Consider the following 14,027-nt stretch of genomic DNA (forward strand, 5'->3'; position numbering starts at 1 on the left):
GGTGGGTGCGCTATTTGCCCTTTTTGGGCATCGGTCCCGCCAGAAGCTGGGGGTCGAGATGGGTGGAAAACCACGTCACGCCCCAATGCAGGTGCGGCCCCGTCGCCCGCCCGCTTTGACCGACGACGCCGATCGGCTGGCCGCGCCGGACTTTTTCGCCGTCATGAACCAGAATTTTGTCCATGTGGGCATAGACCGAAGTAATCGCGAAGCCATGGTCGATCATCAGCGTCTTGCCGGTGTAAAACATGTTGGGGACCGCGAGACGGACAACCCCCGGGGCGGGCGCGGTGATGACCGAACCGCGCGGGGCGGCGATATCGACTCCGTTATGGGGGTTCTTGGGAATGCCGTTGAGCACCCGCTGCGACCCGAACACCCCCGAGATCGGCCCCGTCACGGGCCAGGAAAAACCCTGGAGAAAGTACGGGACGGGGGTGTTCAGGGTGCGTACTTTCTTGATTTTGGCGTTGTCGGCCTTGATATGGGCGATGTCCTTGGGATTGGGCGTGACCTTGCGTTTGGCCAGCCCGTCGATGCGTTGGATTCGATATTTCCGGGAGGCGACCCTCAGGGTGCGACTTTCTCGGACGCCGTCCCCGAGCGTCAGTTCGAGATGGGCGGTGGGCTTGGCGTCGCGTCCGAAACCGAAGACGAAGTCTCCTCCCGGCGAGACCAGAAGCGTTCGCCCATCCAGCGTCACCGCGGTTCCCGGCGGAGCATGGCCGATCACCATGCCGCCCTGCGAGAAAGTCCCCTTCAGGCGCACGTCGGGACGGGCCGCTTGAAGGGGCGACGCCACCAAAATGCCGAGCGCGGTAAGGAAGGCGGCGTGAAGGCGTACATGCCGAGAGAATGTAGAACGGTATGGGCTCACAGTAGGTTTCCTTGACGGGGGAGGGCTTGGTCCGGGGTGGTTTTTTTCTTTCTTTTCGCCCTTTTCGCCGCCCCGTCGCCGCCCGGGGTCGGGATGGATTTGGCTGCGATCGCGCCGATCTTTCCGTCGTGAAATTCCAACGTGAGCGGGGTGCCCGGGGCAACGCCCTTGGCGGCGAAAACGGGCGTGTCCTCGGGACCGCGCACCAGGGCGAAGCCGCGGCCGAGCACATTGCGATAGGAATAGCTTTCGAGCAGGCGCGCGGCATGGGTCAGTTGCCGTCGCCGAGCTTCGCCGGCGTGGCCGATCGCCGTTTGCAGCGCCGCGGCGAAGCGCGCCAATCGTTCGCGTCCCCATCCAATCTGGTGGCGCGGTGGGCGCAATCGGGCGGCGAGGCCGTCCAGGCGCGCCCGTCGCCGCGCCGCGCCACCGCCCAAGGCGCGCGCCAATCGTTCGCTCCAATCGTCGAGGCGCTGGCGGGCGTTCTCGGCGATTATATCCAGTTTCGGCAGGCCGTGGGCGACGGCCTTCAGACGCAGGCGGCGCTCCTTGAGACCGCGTCCAAGCGCCATGGCCAATCGTCCGCCATCATCCATCACCTGAGCGATCAGGTCGGCGCGCACCGGCACCGCCATTTCCGCCGCCGCGCTTGGCGTTGGCGCGCGCCGGTCGGCGGCATGGTCGATTAAGGTGGTGTCGGTTTCGTGACCGACGGCGGAAATGAGGGGGATCGTGCTGTTCGCCGCGGCGCGGACCACGATTTCCTCGTTGAAGGGCCACAGGTCTTCGAGCGATCCACCGCCCCGCGCCACGATCAAGACATCGGGGCGAGGCACTGGACCGCCCGCGTCGATGGCGCTAAAGCCGTCGATGGCGGCGGCGATCTGGGCGGCGGCGGCCTCGCCCTGGACCTGGACGGGCCACACCAGGACCCGCCGGGGAAAACGGTCGGCGAGGCGGTGCAAAATGTCGCGGATCACCGCCCCGGTCGGCGAGGTGACGACCCCGATGACCTCGGGAATGAAGGGGATGGGGCGTTTGGCGTCGGCGTCGAACAGCCCCTCGGCGGCGAGTTTTTTCTTGCGCGCCTCAAGCATTTTGAGCAGTGCGCCCTCGCCGGCCAGTTCCATGGCCTCGATCACGATTTGATACTTCGAACGTCCGGGATAGGTCGTCAGGCGGCCGGTGGCGATGACCTCCATGCCGTCCTCCGGGCCGAGCGAAAGTCGCCCCACCGTGGCGCGCCAGCAGACCGCGTCGATTACCGCGTCTTCGTCCTTCAGCGCCATGTACAGGTGCCCCGAAGGGGCGCGCTTGAAACCGGAAATTTCGCCGCGCACCCGAACCCGGGAAAACGCCGCCTCGACGGTGCGTTTCAGATCTTGGGAAATTTCGCCGACCGAGAGGACGGGAAGATTGTGATCGATGTCATTCATGCTTTGGTATTCACTCCGGGCATTGTGTATGTATGATACCTTGAAGAGGATACGCGCGGAGAACAAACTTGAAGTGAGCCTTGAATTTCTTTACTCGGGTTTCTTTAAGGGGTGTGCGGCGGTATGGTGCGCGATGTTATCGCGCCGCGCGGCGCAGGAAAAACTCAAGGACGGGAACGCAATGAATATTTTGGTGGTCGGATCGGGTGGACGTGAACATGCGCTGTGTTGGGCGATCACGCGTTCTCCGCGCTGCGCCAAGCTGTATTGCGCGCCGGGTAACGCGGGGATCGCCGATGTCGGCGAATGCGTCGATATCGCCGCCGACGACATCGACGCGCTGGTGTCGTTTGCGCGCAGCCACAAAATAGATCTGGTGGTGATCGGCCCCGAGGACCCGTTGGTCCTCGGTCTTGCCGACCGCCTGGAGGCGTTGGGCATCGCCGCGTTCGGCCCCAGCGCCGCCGCCGCGCGCCTCGAAGGCTCGAAGGCGTTCATGAAGGATTTCCTCTCCAAATACGAAATCCCCACGGCGCGCTACGACCGTTTCGACGAACCGGACGAGGCCAAGGAATACATCATGCGCCACGGCGCGCCGATCGTGATCAAGACCGACGGCCTGGCCGCGGGCAAGGGCGTGATCTTGTGTCACAACGTCAACGAGGCTTATGCCGCCATCGACCACATGATGACCGAACGGGTCTTCGGGGCCGCCGGGGATACCGTCTTGATCGAAGAATTTCTCGAAGGCGAGGAGGCCAGCTTCTTCGCCCTGGTCGATGGCGTGCATGCCGTCCCTCTGGCCTCGGCGCAGGATCACAAAGCCGCGTTCGATGGCGACACCGGTCCCAATACCGGGGGCATGGGGGCCTATTCTCCTGCGCCGGTGGTGGACGCCGCGATGCAGCAGCGCATCATGGACACCATCATCACCCCTGCCGTTCAAGGCATGGCCAAGGAGGGACACCCCTTTAAGGGGGTGCTGTTCGCCGGGATCATGATCACCGAGGACGGCCCGAAATTATTGGAATTCAACGTTCGTTTCGGCGATCCCGAATGCCAGGTTTTGATGGCGCGGTTGCACAGCGACGCCCTCGACATGTTGGAGGCCTGCGCCAAGGGGACCTTGGACAAGGTGCTTTTGCGTTGGCGCGAGGAAAGCGCGCTGGTCGTTGTGATGGCCACCAAGGGGTATCCCGGGCGCTATGAAAAAGGCGGCGAGATTAAAGACCTGAAAGCCGCCGCCCATCATCCGGGCGTGGTCGTTTTCCATGCCGGAACGAAGCTCGACGGGGATCGGGTCCTGGTCAACGGCGGGCGCGTGCTGGGCGTCACGGCGCTGGGCAAAACGGTCAAGGAGGCGCAAGTCCGCGCCTATGAAGCGGTGGACAGCATCGATTGGCCCGAAGGTTTTTGCCGTCGCGACATCGGTTGGCGGGCGATCGCGCGCGAAGCCAATGTAAGAAAAACCAAGTCGGCGGCCAAGACGACGGTCAAGCAAAGTTGACGCGATGGACGATCAAACCCGTACCAAACCGGAAGTCGCCGCCTTTCGCGGTCTCGTCGCGCACCTGCACGCGATCACCAGCGGCCATCACGAGGGCTGATTCTCAAAAATTGAGGCGGGTCGAAAACGGCCTGTCCCACCGCCTCTTGCTTCTCCACACCCGGTTTACGATACCCGATTTACGACGTCCGGCATTTGGCGATCCACTTCGCCGTCAATTTTTCCTGCACGCCGTTGAGGCCGAGGCGCTGGTGTAGCGACGGAAAATCGACCCGGTCGAGGTTTTGGTCCTGGTTGAAGCAGGAAAAGACCACGGTTTCCTCGCCGGTTTCGGGGTCTTTGTGCAATTGCAGGCACTGGGCGCAAATTTCCTTCATCATGCACTGCATCGGCGAGTTTATCGACCCGATGGCGACGTGATCGGCTTTCAGGTAGGGCTTGAGCACGCCGTGGCGCGCTTGGGCGACGGCTTGCATCATGCGGTCCGACCCGATCGCGACCAGGCGATCGACATCGCCCATGGGGATCGGCTGCGCGCCCAGCTCGCCCTTGGCGTAGGCGGCCATCGCCGCGACGATGTTGCCGGTGAACGCCGTGTCCTGAGGGCGGTCCGGGTTGGGCGTGAACCCGGGGGCGGTATCCGCGCACCAAACGATGGCGTCGGCGGCGGCCTCGATATTGGGTACGTGATAGCGGTCGTCGGGGCTTTTGTAACCGGCGAAATAGAGGACCTTTGAGCCCGCCTTGCGCAGGGCTTGGCCGATCGAAAAAAGCACGGCATTGCCCAGCCCGCCGCCGGCGAGCAGGACGGTTTCCCCGCCCGGCGTTTCCGTGGGCGTCCCGGTGGGACCCATCAGGACGACCGGCTCGTCGGGTTTCAGGTCCTGGCACAGTGAGGACGATCCGCCCATTTCCAGAACGATCAGCGACACCAGACCGTTATCGACATCGACCCAGGCCCCGGTCAGGGCAAGTCCTTCCATCGCCATGTGGGTTGAATTCTTGACATCGGCCAGGACCTCGAAATTTTGCAGGCGGAAGAACTGTCCCGGCTTGAAGGCCGCCGCCGCCATCGGCGCCTTGACGACGACCTCGACGATATTCGGGGTCAGCCGTTCGACGCGCACCACCCGGGCGCGCAGGCCGTCGTTCAGACGCCGGGCCAGGTCTTCGGGGCCCGGGCCCTCGACGGGACGCTTGCGCAGGACGGTATCGACCACAGGGAAACCCTGCTTGGCGCTGGCCATCGCCTTGACCACATTGCCCGCGAACGAGGGATGCAGATCGCCGAAGAAACTCATCGCCCGACCGTCGTCGCGCACTTCCATCAAGACCTCGACCGCGTCGGGTTTGGCCGAGCGTTCGGGGGTCACGGGCTGTCCATCCTCGCCCACGGCCTGAAAAAACTTGCCGTCCAGTCGGGCGAAGCGATCGTCCTCGCGCGCCAAAACGGTGTTGGGTTGGGTTCCCGCGGCGATGAGAATCGTTCGTGCGGGCAGCACGACGGTTTCGCCGCTGGGTCGGGGTCGGCCGTCCTCGCCGATTTCCTGGCGCGCCAATTTAAGGGCGCGGGCGTAGCCGTGCGCGTCGATCTCGACCGCGCTGGGCGAAAGCAACTCGGCGAAGCGAATGCCCTGTTCGAGCGCCTTTTCGATTTCTTCGTGGTTGAGGGTGTAACTGGGACTGGCGGTCATGCGCCGGCGATAGGCGATGGTCGCTCCGCCCCAGGCGTCCAACAGGGCGTGAATGCGGGTCGATCGGCTCTCGTGGGCGGCGGCGGCGCGTTCTTCGGCGATCGCCGCGCCGTGGCGCAGGAAATCCTCGGCGACGGCGGTTTCCTCGGCGCTCCAACCCTGGCGCACGCCCTCCTCGCCGAGATCGGCGACGAGGGTGTCGTAGCGGTTTTTGAACTTTTCCACCTGGGCGACGTAATAAGCCAGCGCCTCGGTCGCGGTGTCGATGGCGGTCAGGCCGCCGCCGATGACGACGACGGGCAGGCGGACCTGGAGGTTGGCCAACGAATTCATTTTCGCCGCCCCGGTCAACTGTAACGCCATCAGGAAATCCGAGGCCTGACGCACGCCGCGCGCCAGTCCGTTGGGAATGCCCAGTACGGTCGGTTTGCCCGCGCCCATGCACAGGGCGATATGATCGAACCCCATGGCGAAGGCGCTTTCCTTGGTGATTTGCGCACCGAAGCGCACGCCTCCGATGAGAGTGAATCTCTCTCGCCGTTCAACCAGAAGACGCATTATTTTAAGGAAATTTTTATCCCAGCGCACGGTGATGCCGTATTCGGCGACGCCGCCGAAGCCCGCCATGATGCGATCGTCGAGGGGCTCGCGGATGTCGGCGATGTCGCGGATCGGCGCGAAGGGAACGCGGGCGCCTAACGGAGTCACGCCACCGAGTTGGGGGTCGAGAGGCTCCAGCTTGGCCCCGTCGATGGCGATGACGGCGTGCCCTTCGTTAATCAAGTGATGCGATAAGGTCACGCCCGCCGGGCCGGCTCCGACCACGAGAACCTTATAGCCGCTGTCGTCCTTGGGCACGGGGCGGGCGAGGTTGAGCGGATTCCAACGCGTCAACAGGCTGTATATTTCAAAGCCCCAGGGCAGATCGAGGACGTCTTTCAAGGTTCGTGTTTCGACCTGGGGAATATCGACCGGGTCCTGTTTTTGATAGATGCAGGCCTTCATGCAGTCGTTGCAGATGCGGTGGCCGGTCCCCGCGCACAGGGGATTGTCCAGGGTGATCAGCGCCAGGGCGGCGATGGCGTGGCCCGCCGCCTTGGTCTTGTGCATTTCGGAAATGCGCTCCTCCAACGGGCAGCCCGCCAAGGTGATGCCTAGGGGATTGACGGTGAACGCGCCGGTCTTTTTGTCCTTTAATCCCTTGGCGCACGAATCCTTTCCCCGTTCGTGACAGATGACGCAGTAATTGGCTTCGTCCAGCGCGCCGGTCAAATCGCATCCCGGATCGGTAAGGGCGAAACCGGGGCGGTCGTGGATATGTTCGTCCGGGCCGGCCATCGCCGGGACGCCGTTCAAATCCCGCGCGGCGGTTTCGACCAGGTGATCGAAATTTGTTTTCGCCGGGGCGCGGAACACGATGTCGTCGCCATGGCGGGCGCGGCCCGCGGGGGTTTGCATCGCCCACGCCGCGTAGCGCGCCGCCAGGGCCAAGTTTTCGGCATTGGCGGCCTCGTCGTCGAGCCAGCCCATCACCATTTTGGCGAAGGAAAGCTGGGTCAATGGCCCGCCGATCTTCTCGGCCAGGGTGCGTTCCAGGGCCGTCCCGTCGATGTCGGGCAACGCGTCCGCGGGCACCGCCTTGGCGGCGCGGCGCTGCACGAACAGGCGTTTGCAGGCGTACAGCGGGGCCAATTCATGGTGCCGGGCGGCGAGGGCGCGCACCTCGGGGGCGATGGCGAACAACTCGGCGATAAAGTCGTCGAGATGGGGGCCGACGGCGACCAGCAAATCGGCGGTGTCCTTGGCGGTGAGGTCCGCTGGATTTTTACGCGCGTCGAGCAGGGCGCCGTGGAGATCCGGGTCGCCTTGTTTCAGGTGGTCGAGGAAGAGAGCGTCGATGGCGTGAAGGCCGGCCCGGTCGTACAGTGCGGAAAATTCAAGCCCGTGGGCCAGCGCGAGATCAGTCATGTATCGCCCCATCATCGTTAAACTTCGGTCGAACGGATTGTTTGCCAGACGGCGTCGCCCGGCATACGGTATGATCGTTGCGTTTTATAGCGGAGGGCGGCGCTTTTGCAAAGCCGGTTCCACATAAAAACAAAGTAAATTCGCCCTTTACGAAAGGGTTACCGGACGGAAAGGGGCCTTATGCGATGAATGCGCTGGTTTACGCAGGCGACGTCAGCGCCCGGGAATGCTGGGCCACCCTGGAAGATAGCGCCGGTGCGGTGCTGATCGACGTGCGCACGCCCGAGGAATGGGCCTATGTCGGGATCGTCGATCTTGCCGGATTGGCGCGCGACCCGTTGTACGTTCCCTGGCTGACCTATCCGAAAATGGCGCCCAATCCCGACTTCGCCCGCACCCTTACGGAGGCCGTCGGCGCGGACCATGAGCGCCCGCTGTTTTTTCTTTGCCGTTCCGGCCAACGCTCGGCCAGGGCGGCCGATGCGATGGCCGCCCTGGGTTACCGGCGGTGCTATAACGTCGCCCACGGTTTCGAGGGCGACCGCGACGCACATGGGCATCGCGGTACGGTTAATGGCTGGAAGGTCGAGGGATTGCCTTGGGTTCAAGGGTGACCGGGCCGCTTTCGCGTCCCGCGGTCGTCTCCTCGGTCAGGCGAGGGCCTGACTAAGGTCGTCCTTGAGGTCGTTAATGTCCTCGATTCCCACCGATAGGCGGACCAAACCGTCGCTTATTCCGACCCGGGCGCGTTCCTCGGCGCTGAGGCGCTGGTGGGTGGTCGTCGCCGGATGGGTGATCAGGCTTTTGGCGTCGCCCAGGTTGTTCGAGATGTCGATGGTTTTCAGGGCGTTGAGGGTGCGGAACGCCCCGGCCTTGCCGTCCTTCAGTTCGAAGGCGATCATGGTGCCGCCCTTTTTCATCTGGCGCTTGGCCAGTGCGTGTTGAGGATGGCTTTCAAGGCCCGGATAGACGGTCCGCTCGACGGCGGCGAAGGTTTCCAGGTGGCGGGCGAGTTCAAGCGCATTTTCACATTGACGGGAAACGCGCAGGTCCAACGTTTCCAGTCCCTTAAGCAGTATCCAGGCGTTAAACGGCGATAAGGACGGTCCGGTATTGCGGGCGAACGGACGCAGTTGGTCTTCGAAATAAGCTTTGTCGTTGGTGAGGATCGCACCGCCCAACGAGCGGCCTTGTCCGTCGATATGCTTGGTCGCCGAATAGGTGACGACGTCGGCGCCGAAATCCATCGGACGCTGAAGAACCGGCGAGGCGAAGGCGTTATCGACCACGACCCGCGCCCCGACGTCGTGGGCGAGGTCGCAGACGGCCTTGAGGTCGATCAATTCCAGGGTCGGGTTGGACGGCGTTTCCAGGAACACGGCGGCGGCGGGTTTTCCCAGGGCGCGCGCCCACTGATCCAGATCGGGGCCATCGACAAATTCCGTTTCGATCCCGTAGCGCGGCAAAAGATCGGCGATGATGTAGGCGCACGAGCCGAACAGGGCGCGCGCGGCGACGACGCGATCGCCCGCCTTGAGCGGTGCGATCAGGGCGGCGAACACGGCGGCCATGCCGCTGGCGACGCCCATGCAATATTCCGCCCCCTCGATTGCGGCCAGGCGGGTCTCGAAGATGGTGTTGGTGGGATTGGCGTAGCGCGAATAGACGTAGCGCGGATTTTCTCCGGTAAACGCCTGTTCGGCGGCCTCGGCGCTGTCGTAAACATAGCCCGAGGTCATGAACAGCGCTTCGCTGGTTTCGAAAAATTCACTGCGCTGCTGGCCACCGCGCACCAGACGGGTGGCGGAACGCCAGGAGGTTTCGTCTTTTGATCTGCTGCTCATGGGTATGCTCCGGACAAATAAAAATAAGCCTGCCGCGTGGCCAGGCCCATTGAACGAGCGCGGCCTTTTAGCGGGTTGTTTTACGTGGCCGCAAGCCGACCGGCCAAATCACCACGATGGTTAAAAAATGAAACCGATCGCGACGCGGGTCAAGCCTTTATCGTCGCGATCGCGCGATCGCGGGTGGGACGCCCGTGGGATGCCCGTGGGACGCCTGTGGGCGCGCGCGCGGCAAAAGCAGAAAAAAAGCCCTTGGGGGTTTCACATCCGCCGCGTTTGGCCCCATATTATCCCCCGATTCCCCCGCCCGCGAAAACGGCGACGACGGGGCGTTCACACAGTCAACTGAAGGTGCCAGCATATGAGCGATCTTGCCGCGACCGATGATCTTTTTTTCCAGCAAACCGGATTGGCCCGCGAACGCGCCGAAAAAATCGTCGATGACGCCCTGGCCGGCGCCGACGATGGCGAGTTGTTTTTGGAATACCGCCAGTCGGAAAGTCTGGTCTTCGACGACGGCCAGTTGAAGAACGCCAGCTTCGACACCACTCAGGGCTTCGGTCTGCGCGCGGTAAGCGGCGAGGTTACCGGATTTTCGCATGCCTCCAAGATCGACGAGGACGCCCTGAAACGCGCCGGAGAGACGGTCAAGGCGGTGGGGCGCGGCCACGGTGGGACCGAGGGGGCGAATCCCCAGGGCACCAATCGCCGCCTGTATATCGCCGATAACCCCCTCGATCTGGTCGATTTCGAAACCAAGGTCAAGTTGCTCGCCGATATCGACGCCTACGCTCGCGCCCGTGACGAGCGGGTGCGCCAGGTCTCGGTGTCGTTGGCGGGCAGTTGGCAGGCGGTTCAAATCTTGCGCGGCGGCGGCATGCGCGCGGGCGATATCCGCCCGCTGGTGCGCGTCAATGTTTCGGTCGTGGTCGGCCGGGGCGATCGCATGGAAAGCGGGAGCCACGGCGCGGGCGGACGGGTCACCTATGAGCGTTTCATCGATCCCGTCAGTTGGCGCGGCGCGGTCGATGAGGCTCTGCGTCAGGCCCTGGTGAATTTGGATTCGGTACCCGCGCCGGCCGGTGAAATGACGGTGGTGCTCGGCCCCGGCTGGCCCGGAATTCTCCTTCACGAGGCGATCGGCCATGGCCTGGAGGGGGACTTCAACCGCAAGAAGACCTCGGCGTTCGCCGGACTTTTGGGGCAACGGGTCGCCGCCCCCGGGGTCACCGTGATCGACGACGGCACCCTTGCCGACCGCCGCGGCTCGATCACCATCGACGACGAGGGAACGCCGTCGTCGTCCACGGTGCTGATCGAGGACGGCATTTTGAAAGGCTACATGCAAGATCGCATGAACGCCCGCCTGATGGGGATGGCCCCGACCGGCAACGGACGCCGGGAAAGCTTTTCCCACGCCCCGCTGCCGCGCATGACCAACACCTATATGTTGGGCGGCGATGCCGATCCCGGCGAAATTCTGGCCTCGGTCAAGGATGGCGTTTACGCCGTCAATTTCGGCGGCGGACAGGTCGATATCACCTCGGGCAAGTTCGTCTTCACCTGCACCGAAGCCTACCGTATCGAAAACGGCAAAGTCGGCGCGCCGGTAAAGGGGGCGACATTAATCGGCAACGGACCCGAAGTGCTGACCCGGGTGTCGATGATCGGCAACGACATGGCCTTGGACCCCGGGGTGGGAACCTGCGGTAAGGACGGCCAGGGCGTTCCCGTCGGCGTCGGTCAGCCGACCTTGAAGATCGACGCCTTGACGGTGGGCGGGACGGCGGCCTGAAGATCACGATTGAGATTGGGGCGAATCGAACGCCGCGCCCGGGCCCGGACTGATTTCAGAGGTGAATTCCGAACCGGCTTCGAGATCGCCTTTCGGGTCTTGTTCGGGGGGTGGCGGCGTCAGGGCGTGGGCGAACGATTTCCCGACGATTTTGGAAACCACGGCGTCCACGGCTTCGGAGTGGCAGAGAAAGGCCTGGGTCATTTCGGCAATCAGGGCCGGCGGCGATGGCGCGCGCGCGGCCTTGATTAATTTTTCGCCGGTTTCGTGCATCAGGGCATGAGGGATCTTCAGGCGTTGGTAATCCTCCACGGTGAAATAATGCCTGCCTTCGCTCGAAATCCATTGATCCAGCTGGCAATGTTCGGGCGCGTGCCGAAGTCCGAGCCTCGGCAGGGCGCGCCAATCGTCTCGATCGCTGTTGGGATCGGCGCTGCCCATCGCTAGGGCGAAAACGCTTTCCAGGATTTTACGTCGGTATGATAAGTGGTTGACCCAGGCGTTATATAGAATGCCGAGCCCCGACGACGGCCACGACGGTCGGCGGGCGATCAGGGCGGTCAAATCGTCCAGGGGTAGGGGGCGGCTCATCCAAAAACCCTGTGCCTCGTTGCACCCCGACGCCAGCAAATAACGGTAGGCGGCGGCGCTTTCCACGCCTTCGGCGACGGTTTTTACCCCCATTTCCCTGGCCAGATAAATGCTGGAGCGCACGATATGGGTGTTTTTGGCGTCCACGGTCATGCGCCGGACGACGCCCTGGTCGATTTTCAGCGCCGAAAACGGAATTTGGCTGAGAATATCGAGTGACGCATACCCAGTGCCGAAATCGTCCATCACGATGTCGATGCCCATCGCCACCAACTCACGCAGCGTCGCCATGGTTTGCGGACCTTTGTCGAGAAACGCCGATTCGGTGATTTCGATCTGAATATTGTCCGCCGATATCCGCTTGTCGCCGACGAAACTGCGCAGCATTTTGGCGAGATACGGAGAGAAGAGATCCCGCGCCGAAACGTTGAAGGCGATGCGGATGTCAGGCTTTGTTTTGCGAATACGTTCGATATCGTCGATCAGGGTGACCAACATCACGGCGGTGATGGTGGTGATGAAACCGCTGCTCTCGGCGTCGGGTAGGAACGAATCGGGCGAGACGAGAGTCCCGTCGGCGCGCTTCCAGCGCAACAAAGCCTCCGCGCCGGAAATTTTTCCATCGAGAAATGAAATTTTAGGTTGATAGTAAAAGCACAATTCTCCACCGTGCAGCGCGCGCTCAATGTCGTCGTGCGGTATTATCTTTTCGGGCATAGGGCCATTCCCAAATCAATCTTATAAATTTTTCGGCCCACAGACGGGGTCGCAGGCGCCTTTGAGTTTTAAACTTCCAACGCACGGCGCGGCAGTCGCGCCATGCGCGCGGTTTCCTCGCCCCGAATCGGGACGAGGGATCCTTGGCGCCGAATTCCCCAGAAACCCAGCGCCAAAGTTATTTTGATTATGTGAGAATACAGAGACTTAGCAAGGATTAGTAGGAATATTCCTTGAAAATAGGATCGATGTTTCCCTTCCATCGTCGCTCGAACGCCATCAGCAGGTCATCGGCAGGGGTGAGACCCGATTCGGCGATTTGAAAGAGCGGGTTGAGAAAGTGGGTTTCATCGCGTCCGACACCGTCCATTTTGGCGCGGCGTTCCAGTCCGCCGTGGGCGATTTCCAGAACGTCGAGGGCGATATCGCCGACATCGCCGCCGCGAAACGCCGTGGCGAGGGCCGTTTTGGGCACCTCGCGGCGCAGGAAGGCATGATCTTCCCGGCTCCAATCGTGGACGATGTCCCAGGCCTTGGCGCGGGCCGCCTCGTCGTACAATAGGCCGACCCAAAAGGCGGGCAGGGCGCATAAACGGTTCCAGGGACCGCCGTCGGCGCCGCGCATTTCCAGATAACGTTTCAAGCGCACCTCGGGGAAGGCCACGGTGAGATGATCCTCCCAGTCGGAGAGCGTCGGATATTCGCCGGGTAGGGCGGGCAGCTTGCCGGCCAGGAAATCGCGGAAGGACTGTCCCGAGGCGTCGATGTAGTGGCCGTCGCGATAGACGAAATACATCGGCACATCGAGCATGTACTCGACATATCTTTCGAAACCGAACCCTTCGTCGAAGACGAAGGGCAGCATGCCGCAGCGGTCGGGATCGGTGTCGGTCCAGATGTGGCTGCGATAGCTGAGAAAGCCCGAGGGCGCGCCATTGCGAAACGGTGAGTTCGCCCACAACGCGGTGGCGATCGGCTGCAGGGCGAGGGAGATGCGGAACATCTCGACCATCGTCGCTTCGCTGTCGAAATCCAGGTTGACCTGCACCGTGCACGTCGCCTGCATCATATCCAAGCCCAGAGTTCCGCGTGTCGGCATATAGCGGCGCATGATTTCGTAGCGATTTTTGGGCATCCAGGGCAGGGTATCGGTGGACCACTTGGGCTGATAGCCCAAACCGATGAAGCCGATCCCCAGCTTGGCGGCGATCGCCTTGACCTGATTGAGGTGCAGGCCGACCTCCTTGCAGGTCTGGTGAACCGTTTCCAGGGGCGCGCCCGACAGTTCGACCTGGCCCGCCGGCTCCAGGGTGATCGAACTGCCGTCGTCCATTTTCAGGGCGATCAGGTGGCCGTCCTCGAAAACGGGAAGCCATCCGAAGTTACGCAAACCTTCGAGCAGGGCCTTGATGCCGTTCTCGCCGCCGTATTCCAGGGGGCGTAGGGTTTGCAAGTCGTAAGCGAATTTTTCATGTTCGGTGCCGATCCGCCACTTTTCCTTGGGCTTGCAGCCCGAGGCCATGTACGCGATTAGGGTTTCCTTGTTGGTGACGGGTGCGCCCTGGGGCGCAGAGTCGATTGCCATGGTTCGCAAATCC

The 14,027-nt window shown here is 62.7% G+C and carries 9 protein-coding genes and 1 riboswitch; of the genes, 3 read left to right on the forward strand and 6 right to left on the reverse strand.

Features of this window, described 5'->3' with window-relative positions:
• Positions 1-10: 10 nt before the first annotated feature.
• Both P3M64_RS10805 and xseA read right to left on the reverse strand, forming a co-directional pair.
• Entirely contained in the window at positions 11-877 is an 867-nt protein-coding gene (locus P3M64_RS10805; protein WP_132939939.1) for a M23 family metallopeptidase, read from the reverse strand.
• Entirely contained in the window at positions 874-2,313 is a 1,440-nt protein-coding gene (xseA, locus tag P3M64_RS10810) for an exodeoxyribonuclease VII large subunit (RefSeq protein ID WP_132939940.1), read from the reverse strand. Before xseA ends, P3M64_RS10805 begins: the two co-directional genes overlap by 4 nt.
• A 181-nt stretch (positions 2,314-2,494) precedes the next feature.
• On the opposite strand from xseA, the gene purD reads away from it, so the two are divergent.
• Positions 2,495-3,820 carry a phosphoribosylamine--glycine ligase gene (gene purD / locus P3M64_RS10815; protein WP_132939941.1) on the forward strand — a complete coding sequence of 442 codons (1,326 nt, stop codon included), beginning with the start codon at positions 2,495-2,497 and terminating at the stop codon, positions 3,818-3,820.
• A 179-nt stretch (positions 3,821-3,999) separates the two neighbouring features.
• Here purD and P3M64_RS10820 read toward each other — a convergent pair whose 3' ends face one another.
• Positions 4,000-7,482 carry an FAD-dependent oxidoreductase gene (locus P3M64_RS10820; protein ID WP_132939942.1) on the reverse strand — a complete coding sequence of 1,161 codons (3,483 nt, stop codon included), beginning with the start codon at positions 7,480-7,482 and terminating at the stop codon, positions 4,000-4,002.
• 185 nt (positions 7,483-7,667) lie between these two features.
• Here P3M64_RS10820 and P3M64_RS10825 point away from each other — a divergent pair, with 185 nt between their 5' ends.
• A complete protein-coding gene (locus tag P3M64_RS10825) occupies positions 7,668-8,096 on the forward strand; it encodes a rhodanese-like domain-containing protein (protein WP_207893205.1) in 429 nt (142 codons plus the stop codon).
• Positions 8,097-8,132: 36 nt separating this feature from the next.
• Here P3M64_RS10825 and metZ read toward each other — a convergent pair whose 3' ends face one another.
• Positions 8,133-9,326: an O-succinylhomoserine sulfhydrylase gene (gene metZ / locus P3M64_RS10830; RefSeq protein ID WP_132939943.1), complete on the reverse strand. Its 1,194-nt coding sequence runs from the start codon at positions 9,324-9,326 to the stop codon at positions 8,133-8,135.
• 47 nt (positions 9,327-9,373) lie between these two features.
• A riboswitch (SAM riboswitch) is annotated at positions 9,374-9,451 on the reverse strand.
• A 236-nt stretch (positions 9,452-9,687) separates the two neighbouring features.
• Between metZ and tldD the strand changes: the two genes are divergently transcribed.
• A complete protein-coding gene (gene tldD, locus P3M64_RS10835) occupies positions 9,688-11,121 on the forward strand; it encodes a metalloprotease TldD (RefSeq protein ID WP_132939944.1) in 1,434 nt (477 codons plus the stop codon).
• A gap of 3 nt (positions 11,122-11,124) precedes the next feature.
• On the opposite strand, the gene P3M64_RS10840 is transcribed toward tldD, so the two are convergent.
• Both P3M64_RS10840 and P3M64_RS10845 read right to left on the reverse strand, forming a co-directional pair.
• Positions 11,125-12,429: an EAL domain-containing protein gene (locus P3M64_RS10840; RefSeq protein WP_132939945.1), complete on the reverse strand. Its 1,305-nt coding sequence runs from the start codon at positions 12,427-12,429 to the stop codon at positions 11,125-11,127.
• Between the two features lie 217 nt (positions 12,430-12,646).
• On the reverse strand, positions 12,647-14,014 hold the full coding sequence (locus tag P3M64_RS10845) for a glutamate--cysteine ligase (protein ID WP_132939946.1): 1,368 nt from the start codon (positions 14,012-14,014) through the stop codon (positions 12,647-12,649).
• Positions 14,015-14,027: the final 13 nt, after the last annotated feature.

Origin of the sequence: Varunaivibrio sulfuroxidans (genome assembly GCF_029318635.1) — a bacterium.
Lineage (GTDB): Bacteria > Pseudomonadota > Alphaproteobacteria > Rhodospirillales > Magnetovibrionaceae > Varunaivibrio > Varunaivibrio sulfuroxidans.